The sequence below is a fragment of the Cytobacillus sp. FSL W8-0315 genome (assembly GCF_038002905.1).
Lineage (GTDB): Bacteria > Bacillota > Bacilli > Bacillales > Cytobacillaceae > Cytobacillus > Cytobacillus pseudoceanisediminis.
This window is the reverse complement of record NZ_JBBOOC010000001.1, coordinates 4,245,476-4,263,055: the sequence shown is the minus strand read 5'-3', so window position 1 is coordinate 4,263,055 and position 17,580 is coordinate 4,245,476. Positions and strand designations below refer to the sequence as shown.

Genomic DNA, 17,580 nt, shown 5'->3' with positions numbered 1-17,580 from the left:
TTTACGAAAGAGGGGTTTGATTAAGCTATGAAAAGGCTTGCAAAGTGGCGTCTTTTTTCTCTGTTTGCAATGATGGCGCTCATTCTTTCCGCTTGCTCCGGCAAACCGTATTTATCTACGCTGAATCCTGCCGGTGAAGTGGCGCAAACACAATTTGATTTGATGGTGTTAAGTACTGCAATTATGGTAGGAGTAATTGCGGTCGTAACAGTAATCTTCTTTATTGTTGTTTTTAAATTCCGCCGCAAGGACGACAGAATTCCAAAACAAGTTGAAGGAAGCCACAAACTGGAAATCATTTGGACTGTTATTCCTATTCTTTTGCTTCTAATTCTTGCTGTACCTACAGTTTCTGCTACCTTTAAGCTTGCAGATGTAAGCCCAATGGAAAAGAAGAATGAAGAAGGCAAAACAGACGCACTTGTTGTTAATGTGCGTGCAAACTTATACTGGTGGGAATTTGAATATCCAAACCAGGAAATTATCACTGGCCAGGAATTGGTTGTGCCAACTGATGAAAAAGTTTATTTCAATCTTATTGCTTCAGATGTTAAGCACTCCTTCTGGATCCCTGCTGTAGGCGGTAAGCTGGATACGAACACTGACAATGTGAACAAATTCTGGCTGAAATTTGATGGTGAAAAGGCTGCTGAGGCTGATAATTTCTTCTATGGAAAATGTGCTGAGCTTTGTGGTCCTTCCCACGCTCTAATGGATTTCAAAGTTAAAGCGGTTCCACGAGATCAATTCGATCAATGGGTAACTGCCATGCAGGACGTTAAAGAACCTAAAAAGGCAGAGACAGATCTGGCTCAAGCTGGTCAGGAAGTCTTCAATAACAGCTGTATCGGCTGTCATGCTGTTACACCGGCTAACACTGCTCCTGAAGCAGCTCGTCTAGCTCCTAACTTAACGAACTTCGGTGATCGTGACCGTATTGCTGGTATCCTTGACCATACTGAGGAAGATCTTAAGGATTGGTTAAGAGATCCAGAGACATTCAAGCCTGGAAATAAAATGACAGGTACGTATGGCGAATTGACTGAAGAACAGCTTGATGCCCTTACAGAATACTTAATGGGCTTGAAAGTTACCGAACAATAGGGGATTTTTGAAAAGGGAGGTAAAATTGTGAGTACCTTAGCACAAAAAAAAGGTTTCGGAGCGGTTTTATGGGATTACTTAACAACAGTTGACCATAAAAAAATCGCAATCCTTTATCTTATAGCTGGCGGATTTTTCTTCTTGCTTGGCGGATTGGAAGCCATGTTCATCCGTATCCAGCTAGCAGTACCAAATAATGACTTTGTAAGTGCCGGATTGTATAATGAGATATTAACAATGCACGGTACAACGATGATCTTCTTGGCGGCTATGCCACTAATTTTTGCTTTTATGAATGCAGTTATGCCACTTCAAATCGGTGCGCGTGACGTTGCGTTCCCATTCTTGAATTCTTTAGGATTCTGGCTGTTTTTCTTTGGCGGAGTTTTCTTGAACCTATCATGGTTCTTAGGCGGAGCTCCTGATGCCGGCTGGACTTCTTATGCTTCTTTATCAATTGCTTCTGAAGGGCATGGGATCGACTTCTATGCACTTGGGCTGCAGATATCAGGGGCTGGTACGTTAATCGGGGGTATTAACTTCCTTGTTACCATCATTAACATGCGTGCTCCTGGTATGACATACATGCGTATGCCGATGTTCACATGGGCAACTTTTGTTACATCTGCATTGATTTTGTTTGCATTCCCTGCTTTAACAGTAGGATTATTCCTGTTAATTTTCGACCGTATGTTTGGATCTAACTTCTTTGATCCGGCAATGGGCGGTAATACAATTATCTGGGAGCATTTCTTCTGGATTTTTGGTCACCCTGAAGTTTATATCTTGGTATTGCCGGCTTTCGGTATTTTCTCTGAGATATTTGCGATTTTTTCAAGAAAGCGTCTTTTCGGATACTCTTCCATGGTATTCGCAACGGTTCTTATTGGTTTCTTAGGATTCATGGTTTGGGCTCACCATATGTTTACAACTGGTATGGGGCCGATTGCTAACGCAATTTTTGCTGTTGCCACTATGGCGATTGCAGTACCGACTGGTATTAAGATCTTTAACTGGCTATTTACAATGTGGGGCGGAAGCATAACGTTCACAACTCCAATGCTTTGGGCTGTTGCCTTTATTCCTTCCTTCGTAGCCGGCGGTGTAACTGGTGTAATGCTTGCATCTGCTGCACAGGATTATCAGTACCATGATAGCTACTTTGTAGTTGCTCACTTCCATTACGTTATTGTCGGCGGTGTTGTGTTTGCATTATTTGCAGGTGCACATCTATACTGGCCAAAGATGTTCGGAACAATGCTAAACGAGTTCCTTGGAAAAATTACATTCGTATTATTCTTTATTGGATTCCATTTAACATTCTTTATCCAGCATTTCCTCGGCCTTTGGGGAATGCCTCGCCGTATCTTCACTTTCCTTCCTGGACAGGGACTTGAAACGGCAAATATGGTTAGTACTGTCGGTGCCTTCTTCATGGCAGCTGCAGTAATCATTATGTTAATTAATATTGTCATTACAAGTGTTAAAAATGAAAAAGTTGGCAATGATCCTTGGGGAGATGGCCGTACTTTAGAATGGGCCATTCCATCACCGCCACCATTCTACAACTTTAAGCAGCTTCCGCTGGTTCGCGGTCTTGATGCATATTGGCTTGAAAAAATGGAAGGCAAAAAAGGCATGTCACCTGCTGAACCGCTTGGTGATATTCATATGCCAAACAACTCTTTCATTCCATTTGTAATTTCTTTAGGTCTATTTGTTGCTGCATTTGGTGCAATGTACCGAGCGGAGCATAGCTGGGGTATTCCAGTCCTAATCGCTGGTATGCTTATTACCTTAGGTTCTATGTTTGTTCGTTCTGTTAAGGATGATCATGGATACCACATTCATAAAGAAGATTTGGAAGATAATAATGATAAGGGGGTTAAGGCATAATGGCTGCTGAACAAAAAATGACTTATGAAACTTGGCCGGCGTCGCCTGAAAAGCAAACCCTCGAAGCCAAGAACAAATTCTTAGGTTTCTGGTTTTTCCTTGGGGGAGAGACGGTTCTATTCGCATCCCTCTTCGCAACATACCTTGCTTTAAAAGATAAAGTACCTAGCAGTGATATGGCTTTAGCGAAGGACTTGTTTGAAATTCCATTGGCATTCATTATGACGATGCTATTATTAACAAGCTCGTTAACAAGCGTGTACGCTATGTACCACATGAAGAATTTTAACTTTAAAAAGATGCAGCTATGGCTTGGAATTACTGTTTTGCTTGGACTTGGATTCCTAGGATTGGAAATTTACGAGTTCAATCACTATGTGCATGAATTCCATCATAGCTTTACAAGCAGCGCCTTTGGTTCAGCTTTCTATACATTAGTCGGCTTCCATGGTGGTCACGTTGCATTTGGTTTACTGTGGATCACTACTTTAATGATCCGCAACAGCAAGAGGGGATTAAGCCTTTACAATGCTCCTAAGTTCTATGTTGCCAGCCTGTACTGGCACTTCATCGACGTTGTTTGGGTATTCATCTTCACTGTAGTATATTTAATGGGAATGGTGGGATAAACTGATGGCCAATCAACAACCAAACTCAGGTAACCCAAGAGTAGACATTGAATATAGACGCAAAAAAAGTGCAGAAGAGATGAAACATCAAGTTATCACCTTTGCACTTATGATCTTCCTGACAATTGTTGCGTTCGTAGCAGCAGGTTATGAAGGTTTCTCTGGATGGTTTATTGTTCCATTCATCCTGATTCTTGCAATTGTGCAAGTAATCTTTCAATTATATTATTTCATGCATATGAGTCACAAAGGTCATGAAGCACCTGCATTGTTCTTATATTCCGGAGCATTAGTCGGATTTATCACAATCATTGCTTTCTTGACTGTTATTTGGTGGTAAGTATAAGAGAAAATCGGCTGATGGCCGATTTTCTTTTTATGTAACGCAGCTTTAGCAAATTAATAAGCATTTATTGATTTATTGAGATTGCAGGCTGAAAAGAGTATAATGATACTTGTCAATATGGAAAGCAGAATATTCATGGCAGGATGCGTTTATGGCAGTTGAGCAATATTGAATGAGGTGAAAGCATGTCTTTAGACATATTCGGTTTTCGTGCACTTTGGAGTCCATATTTCTTTTTATTTGTACTATTGATACTTACAGGCTACTATATGATTACAATAAAGTACCGCGGAAAGTTCAAGAATAGCGAGCCTTTAACTAGAAGGCAGGGTGTTTATTTTACTGTCGCGATGATCGTGTTATATGTAATTAAGGGCTCCCCTGTGGATTTGATGGGCCATTTAATGTTCTATGCACATATGATTCAAATGGCTATCCTGTATTTAGTTGTTCCTCCCCTTGTTGTCATGGGAGTCCCTCAATGGTTATGGAGAGCAGTGATTAATCACAAAGCTATTAAACCTGTATTCCGTCTTTTTACAAAGCCATTAATAGCCATAATCCTGTTTAATGGAGTATTTTCCATTTACCACATACCGGATGTTTTTGATGTAGTCAAAACAGATATGATGTTCCATACTGTGTATACATCTGCTCTGTTCCTGCTTGCAATCTTTATGTGGTGGCCGACGATTAATGAGCTCCCTGAAATGGAATCCCTTGACGGTCTGAAAAAGGTAGGATATGTTTTTGCCAATGGTGTTTTATTGACACCAGCGTGTGCACTGATCATATTTGCAGATACTCCAATGTACAACACATATTCTGATCCGAATGCCTGGGCGCAGGCGCTTCAGTTGTGTGTCCCTTCTGCAACACTGGCAAGCCTGAACCTCAGCGGACCCGAAATGTTTAATTCAATGTCACTTATACACGACCAGCAGCTTGGCGGCGTAATTATGAAGATCATCCAGGAAATTGTCTATGGCATCATCCTCGCGCAAATCTTCTATGCATGGTATAAAAAAGAACAGGAAATTACACCTTCAGAGGAAGAAACAATGCTAAATCCGCATTTAGTAAAATAATGAAACTCCAGTCAGCGGCTGGAGTTTTTTTTATAAAATACTTATTTTTCCTTTTTCTTAAACCAGCAATGAAATCTATCACTTACTAATTGATAAATATTGAACAATTAAGGAACTTTTATGAAAAGCCCTTACAGTTTGTTGAAAAAAACAGTGCACTCTACTAAAATTAACTTTGTACTAATCAACAACATACTGCTGAATTTCAAACCGATATTGGAGAGAGGAAGAATCTATGGAATACTCATTGCCTATACTGCCTACCATCAGCACTACTTTTATTGTACTCAGTGCAATAACGGTTGCGATTGGATGGGTCCAAATTAGCCAAAAGAAGCTTGAAGCTCATAAAAAAACAATGACCTTGGCTGCTGTGTTTGCTGTTATTTTCTTTATCATATATGCCAGCAGAACAGTATTTATAGGAAATACTGCTTTTGGGGGCCCTGATGATATAAAAATTTATTATACAATTTTCTTGATTTTTCATATTACGCTTGCAACTGTAGGAGCAGTATTAGGAATTATCTCATTATATACAGGCTATAAAAATAAATTGGCAGCACATAGAAAATTAGGCCCGGTTACTAGTGTAGTCTGGTTCTTTACTGGCATAACAGGTGTTGCAGTCTATTTGCTGCTGTATGTTTTCTATCACGGCGGAGAAACAACCTCTGTCATTAAGGCGATTTTGGGTACGTAACAGGTTAAAGATGCCGCTATCTATTCAGCGGTATTTTTTTATGCTCATAATTATATCCACTTCCTGTTTTAAAAGGACTTATTAAGTTTATGGCGAATATTATAAGGATATTTAATTGGGAGTGAATTTTGTGTCTGTAAGAAAATTATCAGAGAATGAATATATAGAGGCCATGAAGCTTTCCATGTATGCTTTTCAGTACAATGTGCCTGAAGCTGACATCCCAGCCAGGAAGGACCGATTAAATAATCATTCCATTTTTGGTATCTGGGAAGAGGGAAGCCTGGCTGCGAAGCTCCACATCATCCCACTTAAAGTTCATATTAATGGATTTGAATGGAACATGGGAGGTGTTGCAGGTGTGGCAACATATCCTGAATTCAGGAGAAAAGGGTATGTAAGCAGCCTGATAAAGCACGCTTTGATCGAGATGGACAAAAAGGATCAGCTTTTTTCATTTTTGCATCCTTTTAATATTTCTTTCTATCGGAAATTCGGATGGGAGATATTCACCGAATATAAGAAAACCCTTATTAACAAAAAAGATTTACAAATGGCCGGAAAACCTTCAGGGACCATTAAACGATATACTAAGAACCAGCACACAAAAACCATAGAAAAAATTTATAAAGAATATATGCTGCGGTATTCAGGCGGGCTTGTAAGAGACGCATATTGGTGGGAGAACTTTGTTTATTCAGACTATCAGGTTGCGGTGTACTTTGACGAAGCAGGTGAAGGACAGGGCTATATTTTATTCAAAGTAAAAGACAATAAAATGGAGGTCGAAGAATTTGCAGCTTTAAATCAGGAAGCCAGAGTGAATTTATGGAATTTTATCTGTCAGCATGATTCGATGGTTGAGGAAGTAAAGATCATTACATCAGTACACGATCCATTTCCTTATTACCTGAATCAGCCACATTTAAAAATGGAGGTTTTCCCTTACTTTATGGGGAGAATCGTCAATGCTGATAAGTGTCTCAGCCAATATTCATTCAATGAAAATAGTGAAAATGTCTTTCTGCATATTGAGGATCACCATGCACCATGGAATAATGGAAGCTACTTAATTGCAGGCGATGGTGTCAGGGTGTTTAAAGAGAAAGAAGGAAGCCAATGCACAAAACCTCCAGCTCGAGGTCTGCGCTTGTCTATCAATGCCCTTTCAGCGATTATAATTGGCTATAAGAGGCCAATGGAGTTATATGATTTAGGCGAAATTAAAGGACCAAGAAATGATGCTGAGATACTGGAAAGAAAAATTCCTGTTCAACAATCCTTTTTCTATGACTTTTTTTAAGAAAACTCAGTAGAGATATATGCAGGAAAGAAAAAGCGTCCTAGCGGACGCTTTTTTACTTATTCATTGAGTTTATATTTTGAAATTCATCCTAATAAGTCCTGCTTCTTTTGCGGAATTAAACGCAATGACCAGTAATGGGCCAATAATGAATCCCAGTATTCCAATGAGTTTCAGGCCTAGATACATGGCTATTAGCGTAGCAAGCGGAGATAGCCCTATATGGGTGCCCATTACCTTTGGCTCTACTGTTCTGCGGATAATTAACAGGACGGCTGCAAGAATTGCTAATTGTGTACCCATAGCTAAATCTCCTGTCAGCAGGTGGAACAATGCCCATGGGCCAAGAATGACAATCGAGCCAATAATAGGGATAAAGTCAATAATCCAAATGATTATAGACATGATCAATGCCATTTCTGGATTGATGAATAATAATCCAATCAGGGAAACGATAAAGATAATCACACTTACTAGAAATTGGGCCTTAAAAAAGCCAAATCCGACATAGGACAGCCGTGAAGTCATAAACTTGACTTTATCTGCTGTTTTTTCTGTAAGGTGATTATATAAGCCTTTCCTTAATCGGGGAAGATCTATTAAAAACAAAAATAATGCAATCAAATATACGATGAAACTGACAAGATAATTCGGGATGTTTGTCAGAAGTGCTTTTAAGCTATCAATATTTACGTAAGCGACAAGGTCATTCTTCGTTTTATTCAAGAAGGATTGAATCTGGTTGCTTATTTCATCAACAAGGTCTTTAGGAAGGTCTTTGGCGGCATTGGAAAAGTCCGCTTCTGCCCTGAGCCATGCTTTTGTGATTTCATTAATGTACATAGGAGCATTCTCAACAAGTTTAATGGCTTCAGTTATCACTTTTGTCGTAATAAAATAGCCTGATAAGCCAATGAAGAGGACAAATCCTAGAAAAGTAATCAGCACGGATACTCTTCGGTTTATTTTTATTTTATTTTGCAGCAGTTTCACAACCGGCTCCAGGATTAATGCGGTAATAAATGCAACAATCAGCGGAACAGAAACAGGCAAAATGAAATAAAAAACGGCAGTTATAAGAATTACAGCAATCAATATTAATAAAAAACGTTTTGTGAATATCGCAGACAAAATAAGTCCCCTTCCCCAATTTTGTTAACCATCAAAAGATCGTAACACTTTGATTATAGTATGCATTAAATATTATAAAAACTGAAAGTAATTTGGTTTAAAACTGAGAGATTATTGCCCGATATATAATAAATCGTACAGAAAGAAGTGAAAGAAAGATGCATAATGATCATCTTGACTTCGAGACGATTCAGGCAGCCAGTGATATAATCTCCGCAATCGTAGAATCGACCCTGCAGGAAAGAGAAAGCGTCATTCCTCTTAATCATGAAAGATTCACATTCTTTAAGAAAATAAAAGACCCGATCTCAATATCTTTTAAAAACACTGAAGTATATCTGAAGATTAAGCTTAACTTTATAAAGGGAAAAAATATTTTGGAAGAAACTCTCCAGATTCAGGAAGAAATCAAAGATGAAATTGTTCATTTAACCGGACTGGAAGTTAAAAGAGTTGATCTCTCCATTCAAAAAATTATACCTGCGGGAAACAGTCTTCCGGAACGATGATTTTTTGAAGGTCATACAGCTAATGTAAAAAGACGCATGATGTTCATGCGTCTTTTCCATGTTAAAAATAAATTCATAAATCATAATGAAAAAGCAAAAATTACTCAGCGAATTGGTCAATCTCTGCTTTGATCTCACTTAGAATTTTTTCGCATTGACTTACTAATGATTTAGGGAAGGTTTCTCCTTCACCGTATTCTACCCCATGCGGATAATAATGTTTGCCAAGCAGGGGAGTCATAAGCTGGATATTTGCTCTATGTGCACCTACATCTCCTTCAGCAGCATATCCAAACACACGAAGGTAAAATACACCCTCTTTTAATTCGAACTTACGGTCATATGTAACTCTTTCATAATCCCATTGCCCTTCACGGACCAGGCCGTGTGAAAGCATTACTTCATCTAAGCGGGTTAAGTCTGCTTTTTTATTTTCCAGACCTGTGTTTTCAAATTTCATAATTGTCCCTCCTGAAAACAATCCATGGTTCAGATGAACGATCCATGCATAATTTTAACAAGTTTATCTCAAATTTAATAATAGTAGAAAAAAGGATAACTTGCAACGGATTCATGCAAGAAAACATCGATCTCTGAAAGAACGTTAGTTGAAATGCCATAATTGAATGACTGGCTGCCTTAACATTAGCAAATATAAACTCGGTGCTGCCAAACTGTGAAAGGGGAAGCGTCAATTGCGGAAATTCAAAACCATTATTATCTTCTTTTTTCTTATTTTTTTCACAGCAGATCATGCGGGCGCAGCAACAGATTACAGGGTTGAGCAAAAGGACACTCTTTGGGAAATTGCGCTAAGATTCCAGCAGGATTTACAAGAAATTATTAATAGCAACCCCCAAATAGAAAACCCTGATTTAATTTTTCCTGGTGAAATTATTATCATTCCCGGTGATGGAAGGGAAATTGCTATTCCCAAAATGGATGTGAATGAAATTGAGCTTATCAAGCTTGCCAACCAAAAACGAAAAGAATTAAGGCTTAAACCATTATCTGCCGATTTGCATCTGAATGGTGCAGCCAAGAAAAAGTCTTTGGACATGATGAAATTAGAATATGTTTCACATAATTCTCCTACATATGGAAATCCTATTGAAATGTTAAGGAATCAGCGGATTTCTTTCCTGACCGTAAAGGAGAATATTGGGGCGGGCTATAAAACAGCTGATGAAATGTTTGCTGCCTGGATGAATTCCTCAGTCCACCGGGAAAATATTCTAAGCAAAAAGGCAACACATATTGGTGTTGGCTATATTCAAGGAGGCCTGCACGGTCACTATTGGACCATATTTATTGTTGAGAAAAAACAAGGAGGATAAAAAATGGAAATGATTCGTGATATTATGACCGGCCATGTTGAAAGCTGTTCTCTACTGGACAATGTGTATGAAGTGGCAGTTAAGATGAAAGAATTAAACGTAGGGGCTATCCCAATTGTGGATAATGAGAAGCTAGTAGGAATGATAACAGACCGGGATATAGTTCTTCGCTGTGTGGCAGAAAAACACCCTGCTTCATCCAAAGTAGAAGATATTATGAGCAGCCATTTAGTAACCGTTACCAGGGATACAGAGGCTCGGGAAGCTGCACGCTTGATGGCTGAACATCAAATTCGCAGGCTTCCTGTTGTGGAAGGTGACAAGCTTGTTGGAATAGTATCTCTCGGGGACTTTGCTGTCCGTCATTTAACGGATGACCAGGCTGGAGAAGCGCTTACTGATATTTCAAAACACGGAACTGAAGCACAGCATTAAGAGGACACCATTAGGGTGTTCTTTTTTTATTATCTGCCTAGACCAAAACAGCAATCTAATAAGGAAACCGCTCTTTGTATACATAGATTATTTTACATGGGGAACTCAGTGAAAAGAATAGATAAACAATACACCTAATGGTATGATTAATAGTATAGATTGCATGATTTTAATTAGGTTCCATTATGCAGAACACACTGCAAGTTATACTTTTTACATACATTAAATACAATGAATGAGAGAAGGGAGGGACGGTTCTCTGAGGGCACTTTTTCGAATTTTAGTTTTGATTTCCATTTTTCTGGCAGCGGGCTTTTACATAGATATTGGACGTAATGAGAAAGGGGAAATACTTGTCAATCAGGAAAATACACAGCCTGGTGCAATTAAGGATATAAGTAACGATGACAATAATTTATCTTCCAATACAGGGTTCCCTGAAAAAGGCATGGTATCCTTTATAGGGAAATCCGCTGCGGAGCTTAAAGAAAGTTTAGGAGCACCCTCAAGAATAGATCCTTCTTTCTATGGCTACGAATGGTGGATATATAATAAAAGCGGTACTGAGTACATTCAGGCTGGGGTAAGCAAAAATAAAGTGGTTAGTTTGTTTGCGACAGGTGAAGATGCAGACATTTATCCTTTCAAAATAGGGCAGCCCATTGGTGAATTATATGCATCCGTCTTTTTTGAAACAGATTTCAACCTTAAAGTAAAAGATAGCTCATATCGTTTCGAATTGTCCGAAGATGACCTGAATACAAGGCCGCTGGTTATGGTTGGAGAGTATTATGCACAGCTGAATATAGATAGATTTACAGGGACACTCTCCAGTGTGAGAGTAATGGATGCAGCCACCTTAATTAAGCTTCGCCCGTATGAAATGGTTTACCGTGGTGAATTATTGGAGCCCCCCCTGGCTTCTCCTGCCTTTGAGGAAGATGTAGAGAGAGCGAAAGAAAAGCAAATTCTTGACCTTACAAATGTAATAAGGGTCAGACATCATTTACAGCCGTTGAAATGGGATGATATGACTGCAGCTGCAGCTTTTGCCCATAGTAAAGATATGTATGAAAGCAATGACTTTTCTCATACTTCTAAAACTTATGGAGATTTGTCGGACCGCCTTGAAGCTGGGGGAGTCTCATATGAGGCTGCAGGGGAAAATATAGCTGCAAATTATACGGATGCCCTCGCCGTCGTTGAAGGATGGCTTAACAGCAAAGGCCATCGGGATAGTCTGCTGAACGAAGAATTTACACATCTTGGAGTTGGAGTTTATAAAAAGCATTATACGCAAAATTTCATAAAAAAAACTGATGAAGAAACCTAAAATTAAAAAGAGCCTAAGTATGAGGCTCTTTTTCAGTTTTTGCATTTTGAATACGGCCAACCTGAAAAAAGTCATCCTTCCAATTTCCATATAGGTGAACAGAATCGCCAATCTTTACAGAAGGGACTCTGGTATTTTTCATTAAAGGGGTGATTTTTTTAATATTGGAATGTTTGTTGCTCTTTGTTTGGATGGTCAGCTCAAGAACATGAACATAGCGGCTGTAATTATAGCGCTGCCTGCGCTCGCTGATCTGGACGACTTCGCCGGACATTATGGCCTCTTCAGGGACATTTTTTAAGCTTGCCCACTTCTCATAACCCTCACGCATTTCCTTTTTTGTCAGCCAAAAAAAATAAAGGCAAATAATTGGTATAACGATAGCGGTGACCATTTTCCCACCTGCTTTTAATTATTAACGTTCTTCTTTTCAATGATAAAAAAGCTGCCTGTTGCCTGAGCAATTTTTCTTCCATCCGAGCGGAGTACATCTGCAGATAATACCATGCTTTTTGTTCCCTTATGGTCAATCGTCGCTCTGCATGTCACGTATTCTCCTTTACCAACTGCAAGATAATGAATGTTCAACTGTGTCGTAACAGCCCCAAAGCCTTCAGGAAGAAGTGATGCTGCAAGTGTTCCCATGGCAGAGTCAATAATGGTTGCGGTTATTCCTCCATGGAGAATGCCCAGCGGATTATTGACTATCTGACTTAAAGGAACAGTCAGAATGCATTCATCCGCGGTTATTTGCCGTTCCATATGAAGAAGTCCGCCGATATAGGAACTGTTTTGACCGGTCTGTCTTTTATGAAAACCTAATAGAAGGGACTCTAAGGCGCTCAATTCTTCCTCAGTTGCATTCTTGGTGCACTGATCAAATAATTCCATAAGTTCTCTGTTCATTCTAATTCACCTTTCGATAACTTTCTGCATTCATATATTATCATTAATGGCAGAATTTTTGAATTTATTTTAATGGCTGAATATAGCAGGCATTTCATTCACCTTTTCCATTCCTATTCATATGGTATTATAGGCATTTGCATCAGAACGAGGTGATATGGCATGACTAAAACGAAACTTCATCCCTCAGTCGAAAAGTTTAAAGAGTTTGTAAAACAGAATCCGCAAATCATCAAGGAAGTCAGGGCTGGAAATACAACTTGGCAGGAATTATATGAGGATTGGTATTTGCTTGGGGAAGAAGATTCAAGGTGGGATTCCTATAAAGAAAACAAAGATGAAGCACAAAAGCCAGAAGAGAAAAAAAATGACTGGATGGGAAGTATCATGGGTACTCTTAAGCAAATGGATGCGAATCAAATGCAGGGGTACATCAGTAATCTCAGCCAGGCCCTTTCAGCAGTACAGGGTGTCATTTCCCAATTCCAGGGCGGCGGCCAGAAACCATCAGGAGGCTCAAAATCAAGTGTGTCTAAACCAAGCAGCCCTTTTACATTTAAAAAGGATTAAGGGGTTAAACAGATGAGAAAAGATATTGTCGAGTATCTAGAACAAAAAAAGGAACTAAAGCAATTTATCCGTGAGCAGCCTCATTGGTATAGAACACTGAGCAGAAATCCAAATGAAATTCAATCTCTTGAAGTGGCCGCACTGCATTATTACAAAAAAACGATTCCCCACCAAGTTGAAAAATTTACTAATGGAGTGCAAATGGCTTCCATGATGATGAGCATGTTTCAGGCTATGAATTCTCAATCCAGTTAGGAAGCTTTCTCGTTACCCGAGAGAGCTTTTTATTTGTTCTGTCCTGCTCCCCGCCTGACTTTTGTCAGAGGCAGGCAAGGAGCTGTCACTTTAATAATTACAGAGTAAAAATAAGCTGCTGGGCAAACACTATCTTTATCAGATGGTTACGGATGACATCATTAAGGAGTGTAAAATAATGAAGAGGCAAAAATGCATTTTATTATTGCTGGTTATTTTTGTACTTGCAGCATGCCAGAAAGATCTGCCAGAACCAGAAACAAAATTGGAAGCCAGTCCGGTAAAAGAAGTTGAAGCAGCATCGCTTATGGGTCCTTCAGGTGTTGAAAGCGCAGCTAAAGATCCTTTTTATGTCAGACACCAGGTGAAAGGAAGAGACATTTTCGTTGAATGTATTGTGCAGGATGTTTCCTTTAGGAAACAAAGCAGCAAAGAAAAGGGCAAAATTCTTCTGTATGTAAACGGAAAGAAAAAGGATGAAATCCATTCTGCTGCTTTTATAGTCAAAGGACTTCCATCAGGCAAACATCGAATTGGATTGGAGCTCATAAAAGGCAAAAGTGCTGAAGCATCTTCAAAAAGAGAGTTTATTGTGGTGATCCCTTAGTTTACTTGCTTTAGCTTTAAACCGTTTCATGATAAAATAAGAAACGGAGGTGAGCTGTTTTGCTTGCTACATTAGAAAGAATGGCTATTTTGGACAAAGCTGACGAACTTGCAGCTATGATTACAGAATCTGAAGAAGCGGAACATTACCGCAAAAGTTTATATAAATTAAAGAACAGCAGTGAAACACAAAGGAAGATACAGGATTTTGTCAAAATGAAAGAACTGTATGAAGAAGTTCAGCGATTTGGCAAATATCATCCCGAATACAAAAGGGTAATGATGTCTATTAGAGAGCTAAAGCGCGACATGGATATGGATGACCATGTGGCAGAATTCAGAAGAGCTGAAACGGGCCTGCAAAATCTGCTGGATGAGATAAGCATGATGATAGGGCGTTCTGTTTCTGAACATATTAAAGTTCCTGCCGGCAATCCCTTCTTTGAATCAAGCTGCGGAGGGGGCTGCGGTTCTGGAGGCAGCTGTGGCTGCTCTGCTTAAAAAACCAGCAAATGCTGGTTTTTTGTTTTGGATTAGTACACAGTTTGAACCTTCCCATTGAAAACTGACATTTTTCTATGCTAGACTAAATAAAACAAACGATCGCTGAAGGGGAAAACTATATGCTTGGTCAAAGGCAAGGAATAATTGTCTGGCTTTATTCATTAAAGCAGGCGAAAATGTTAAGAAGATTTGGAAATGTGCATTATGTTTCAAAGCGGCTGAAATATGTTGTGCTATATTGTGATCTTGCTGATACGGAAACAATTATGGAGAAGATAAATTCATATTCTTTTGTTAAAAAAGTGGAACCATCCTATAAGCCGTTCCTAAAAACGGAATTTGAAAATTCCAAACCGGACAAGGCTAAAGAATATGATTATAAGATGGGAATCTAAAAAGGCGTGAGCATAAGCTCATGCCTTTTTGTGAAATCTTTTACTGCAGCGGTGCAATATAGTGATTAAGCCTTAAAATCCCAATCAAATACTGATAATATAATTCCTTTTCATTAAAAATAGCAGAAGGCTTTACTGCCAGCTGAATAATTTCCTTATTAAGTGCTTTCGCAGCATCCGCAAATAAATCATATCGTTTATTTGGTGATGTCTTTGGATTAGGTATCCCTTCCCGGCAAATATATAAAGGCTGAAATCCGCCAGGGTCTGTCGGCTTCAGTATCACTGCCAGGGATGTCACTTCTTTATTATTAATGCTCGTATGGAAAGCAGCCATGTGGGACAATCGATGCTTATTTGCCTGGGCAATTTCAATTAATTCATAAATATCAGAGTAACCTTCACCAATTTCTATAAAACGCTGTATCAAAATTAAAGCCCCCCTTAAAACTCATAGCATTCACTTCTTAAAAATAAAATGCCTTTTGTCCATCCATACTTTATCATTTTCAGCATAAAAATAGAAGTAGCACCTAAAAAGCAGAGGGGAGAGTGTATGTATGCTTTACCTTTTTTTTTCGATGACATTTTTTCTGTGGGCAGCATATTTGGTAAAGAGGGATATTTCTGCAATTGAAAAAAAGCATATTCATCATATGAATGGTTTTATTGTGGTCTCTATCATTGCAGCACTCAGTGCAAAGGGGATGCTGACAGCAGCTTATAATATGGATGTCTTTTCTCTGACACTTGGTGAACTTGAAGAATTTACGTCGTCACAAGGTGTATCGTTTGATGATTGGGCAATTACCTGCATGAGCATTGGGGATGTGAGCGGTATTTTAGATCATGGTGTGGACTTTGATTTTGCATAAGTTAAAGTAACGTAACCGGCGGAGAAGTTTTTATGGTCCTTTTTATGATCTCTGTTCATGAAAAAATTCCCGGGCATAAAATATGAAATTTCATACAAATTATACAAAAAAATTGTGACGGATGACCTTCCCTTTGGTATTGTTAGGTTAGAAGAAAATTGACTAAGAGGGAATAGCAATGTGGAAGGCATCTTTATTTATTTTTATAATTTTGTCTGGAATCATTTCAGGCATGCTGTTGTGGCAGTGGCAGGCTTATTCTGAGCATGCGATTGCCTTGGAGAGTTCCGGGGCGATTACACAGGATATCACAGTTGACACACGTCTAAATGAACTTAAAATCACTCAAAAGATACACGGACTTATGGCACAGGAAGAATATAGGCTTGTTATCCCCGAAGCTCTGTTCAAATGGAAATGCAAGAATGGAGCCGGAGAAGCCTGTGATTCAGCAGATGAAAATCCTTTTACCTTTTTTTCTTCTGATGATCAGATGGTATTTGAGTATGCTGTACCGATAAATGAAAGAAATAAGGCATTTTTGTTAACTGATTGGTTTGTGGAAATTCCCGGCATTAAGGCTGAAAGCTTGTCTATTACTATTTCGGATTCTTTCAAAAGAGAGGGTTCGTGGGCAGCGGGAATCCCCCTAAAAGCCCGAAAGAAATTAGAACTTATCGATTATTATTATTTCGAGGGCAAAGGGAATGTTCCACCACTTTACTGGCAGCAAAAACCACTGTTAAAGAAAGCTGTTAACAACGCAGAAGTATACTCAGAAGACATACAGGCAGCCAGCTTAAATTTCCAAAAACTAAATGAGATTGGAAATTTCCCATTCTTGACGATTATCTTTACTGATCAATATCCTGAATATAAGGATGAAAATATCCTTATTGCATCTCCCCGCACTGAGGCCAAAATGCTGGAAAAAGATATTATTACATTGCAGTTTCGAAGAAAGCTTGCAGACAGCACTCAAGTGTGGATAATCGATGTTTTATCCTCAGGCTTATTAGATCTGAAACCCAGTTCAAAAAAAGGAAGCATAGTACTGCAGGAGCTGCAGGGAGAGTTAACCGATGATGAGCTGAAAGCTTTCTTTATGATAGTAAACAAGGTGAATTCTCTGACTCCAGAAAAGCTGGACAAGCTCTTAAGTGATGTGAAAGGTCTTAGCACACAGTTTTTCACGATGAATACAAAAAGCGATGCTCCGTTTGTTCCTCTGTATTTCCAGGAAGAAAAAAAGCTTTTGGTATCTGGTGCTGAGAAAGCAAACATTGATTTAATCTATAGGGATGGAAAGAGGCTTCTTCCATTTGCAGAGACGATGAAGTCATTAGGATATGAAGTTAAGATCCTATCCGGTGAGGAAACGATGCTTTTGTCAAAAGGGAATAACAGCTATCGATTTTACTTAAATAAAAATGTTTTCATTTATAATGAAGAAGATTATGGACTGCTTGAAAATCCATTAACCAATCAAAACGGAACCGTATTTATAGAAATCCAATGGTTTAAATCACTGTTTGGAGTGACTGCTGAAGAAAGAGAAGACGAGATTCATCTGACGTCCGATCCAGACTAAATGAATCCAAAATAAAAAGCCCTGCAGATAACTGCAGGGTCCTTCTATATCCTTTTCAGGATAG

23 protein-coding genes are annotated in these 17,580 nt (G+C 38.9%); 18 read left to right on the top strand and 5 right to left on the bottom strand.

The window, feature by feature from the left end; genetic code table 11:
- Positions 1-27 precede the first annotated feature (27 nt).
- From coxB to MKY20_RS21840, 7 genes are all read left to right on the top strand, one after another.
- Entirely contained in the window at positions 28-1,104 is a 1,077-nt protein-coding gene (coxB, locus tag MKY20_RS21870; RefSeq protein ID WP_019381689.1) for a cytochrome c oxidase subunit II, read from the top strand.
- Between the two features lie 27 nt (positions 1,105-1,131).
- Complete coding sequence (ctaD, locus tag MKY20_RS21865) at positions 1,132-3,000, top strand: cytochrome c oxidase subunit I (RefSeq protein ID WP_009330944.1); 1,869 nt, start codon at positions 1,132-1,134, stop codon at positions 2,998-3,000.
- On the top strand, positions 3,000-3,629 hold the full coding sequence (locus tag MKY20_RS21860; protein WP_009330943.1) for a cytochrome (ubi)quinol oxidase subunit III: 630 nt from the start codon (positions 3,000-3,002) through the stop codon (positions 3,627-3,629). The genes ctaD and MKY20_RS21860 overlap by 1 nt, the downstream gene beginning before the upstream one ends.
- Positions 3,630-3,633: 4 nt before the next feature.
- Positions 3,634-3,969, top strand: coding sequence for a cytochrome c oxidase subunit IVB (gene ctaF / locus MKY20_RS21855; RefSeq protein ID WP_009330942.1), 336 nt, complete (start codon positions 3,634-3,636; stop codon positions 3,967-3,969).
- A 191-nt stretch (positions 3,970-4,160) separates the two neighbouring features.
- Positions 4,161-5,063, top strand: coding sequence for a cytochrome c oxidase assembly factor CtaG (gene ctaG / locus MKY20_RS21850; protein WP_009330941.1), 903 nt, complete (start codon positions 4,161-4,163; stop codon positions 5,061-5,063).
- 235 nt (positions 5,064-5,298) lie between these two features.
- Positions 5,299-5,766 carry a DUF420 domain-containing protein gene (locus tag MKY20_RS21845; RefSeq protein ID WP_009330940.1) on the top strand — a complete coding sequence of 156 codons (468 nt, stop codon included), beginning with the start codon at positions 5,299-5,301 and terminating at the stop codon, positions 5,764-5,766.
- Positions 5,767-5,896: 130 nt separating this feature from the next.
- The gene (locus MKY20_RS21840; protein ID WP_019381691.1) at positions 5,897-7,069 is read left to right on the top strand and encodes a GNAT family N-acetyltransferase; all 1,173 of its coding nucleotides are present in this window, start codon (positions 5,897-5,899) and stop codon (positions 7,067-7,069) included.
- A 72-nt stretch (positions 7,070-7,141) separates the two neighbouring features.
- On the opposite strand, the gene ytvI is transcribed toward MKY20_RS21840, so the two are convergent.
- Positions 7,142-8,200: a sporulation integral membrane protein YtvI gene (gene ytvI / locus MKY20_RS21835; RefSeq protein ID WP_009330938.1), complete on the bottom strand. Its 1,059-nt coding sequence runs from the start codon at positions 8,198-8,200 to the stop codon at positions 7,142-7,144.
- Positions 8,201-8,358: 158 nt separating this feature from the next.
- Between ytvI and MKY20_RS21830 the strand changes: the two genes are divergently transcribed.
- Positions 8,359-8,709 (top strand): Asp23/Gls24 family envelope stress response protein, encoded by a 351-nt coding sequence (locus tag MKY20_RS21830; protein ID WP_019381692.1) that lies wholly within the window; start codon positions 8,359-8,361, stop codon positions 8,707-8,709.
- Between the two features lie 100 nt (positions 8,710-8,809).
- Here the strand turns inward: MKY20_RS21830 and MKY20_RS21825 are convergent, their stop codons facing one another.
- A complete protein-coding gene (locus tag MKY20_RS21825; protein ID WP_009330936.1) occupies positions 8,810-9,169 on the bottom strand; it encodes a YugN family protein in 360 nt (119 codons plus the stop codon).
- Between the two features lie 235 nt (positions 9,170-9,404).
- Between MKY20_RS21825 and MKY20_RS21820 the strand changes: the two genes are divergently transcribed.
- From MKY20_RS21820 to MKY20_RS21810, 3 genes are all read left to right on the top strand, one after another.
- Positions 9,405-10,046: a CAP domain-containing protein gene (locus tag MKY20_RS21820; RefSeq protein WP_009330935.1), complete on the top strand. Its 642-nt coding sequence runs from the start codon at positions 9,405-9,407 to the stop codon at positions 10,044-10,046.
- 3 nt (positions 10,047-10,049) lie between these two features.
- Positions 10,050-10,481, top strand: coding sequence for a CBS domain-containing protein (locus tag MKY20_RS21815; RefSeq protein ID WP_009330934.1), 432 nt, complete (start codon positions 10,050-10,052; stop codon positions 10,479-10,481).
- Between the two features lie 235 nt (positions 10,482-10,716).
- Positions 10,717-11,814, top strand: a complete 1,098-nt coding sequence (locus tag MKY20_RS21810; RefSeq protein ID WP_374940712.1) for a CAP domain-containing protein — start codon at positions 10,717-10,719, stop codon at positions 11,812-11,814.
- Between the two features lie 13 nt (positions 11,815-11,827).
- Here the strand turns inward: MKY20_RS21810 and MKY20_RS21805 are convergent, their stop codons facing one another.
- Positions 11,828-12,208, bottom strand: a complete 381-nt coding sequence (locus MKY20_RS21805) for a hypothetical protein (protein ID WP_217027496.1) — start codon at positions 12,206-12,208, stop codon at positions 11,828-11,830.
- A gap of 14 nt (positions 12,209-12,222) precedes the next feature.
- The gene (locus MKY20_RS21800) at positions 12,223-12,720 is read right to left on the bottom strand and encodes a PaaI family thioesterase (RefSeq protein ID WP_009330931.1); all 498 of its coding nucleotides are present in this window, start codon (positions 12,718-12,720) and stop codon (positions 12,223-12,225) included.
- A gap of 162 nt (positions 12,721-12,882) precedes the next feature.
- On the opposite strand from MKY20_RS21800, the gene MKY20_RS21795 reads away from it, so the two are divergent.
- The 5 genes from MKY20_RS21795 to MKY20_RS21775 all read left to right on the top strand — a co-directional run bounded on the left by MKY20_RS21795 (position 12,883) and on the right by MKY20_RS21775 (position 15,050).
- Positions 12,883-13,290: a YlbD family protein gene (locus MKY20_RS21795; protein WP_009330930.1), complete on the top strand. Its 408-nt coding sequence runs from the start codon at positions 12,883-12,885 to the stop codon at positions 13,288-13,290.
- Between the two features lie 12 nt (positions 13,291-13,302).
- Positions 13,303-13,545, top strand: coding sequence for a YlbE-like family protein (locus MKY20_RS21790; protein ID WP_009330929.1), 243 nt, complete (start codon positions 13,303-13,305; stop codon positions 13,543-13,545).
- 178 nt (positions 13,546-13,723) lie between these two features.
- On the top strand, positions 13,724-14,152 hold the full coding sequence (locus MKY20_RS21785) for a hypothetical protein (RefSeq protein ID WP_019381695.1): 429 nt from the start codon (positions 13,724-13,726) through the stop codon (positions 14,150-14,152).
- Positions 14,153-14,211: 59 nt separating this feature from the next.
- Complete coding sequence (locus tag MKY20_RS21780; protein ID WP_009330927.1) at positions 14,212-14,652, top strand: YlbF family regulator; 441 nt, start codon at positions 14,212-14,214, stop codon at positions 14,650-14,652.
- Positions 14,653-14,774: 122 nt separating this feature from the next.
- Positions 14,775-15,050: a YlbG family protein gene (locus tag MKY20_RS21775; protein ID WP_009330926.1), complete on the top strand. Its 276-nt coding sequence runs from the start codon at positions 14,775-14,777 to the stop codon at positions 15,048-15,050.
- A gap of 40 nt (positions 15,051-15,090) precedes the next feature.
- Here the strand turns inward: MKY20_RS21775 and MKY20_RS21770 are convergent, their stop codons facing one another.
- Complete coding sequence (locus MKY20_RS21770) at positions 15,091-15,480, bottom strand: DUF7147 family protein (protein WP_009330925.1); 390 nt, start codon at positions 15,478-15,480, stop codon at positions 15,091-15,093.
- 130 nt (positions 15,481-15,610) lie between these two features.
- Here MKY20_RS21770 and MKY20_RS21765 point away from each other — a divergent pair, with 130 nt between their 5' ends.
- Both MKY20_RS21765 and MKY20_RS21760 read left to right on the top strand, forming a co-directional pair.
- Positions 15,611-15,925 carry a hypothetical protein gene (locus tag MKY20_RS21765; RefSeq protein WP_226280704.1) on the top strand — a complete coding sequence of 105 codons (315 nt, stop codon included), beginning with the start codon at positions 15,611-15,613 and terminating at the stop codon, positions 15,923-15,925.
- A gap of 178 nt (positions 15,926-16,103) precedes the next feature.
- Positions 16,104-17,516, top strand: coding sequence for a stalk domain-containing protein (locus MKY20_RS21760; protein ID WP_251155910.1), 1,413 nt, complete (start codon positions 16,104-16,106; stop codon positions 17,514-17,516).
- Positions 17,517-17,580 lie beyond the last annotated feature (64 nt).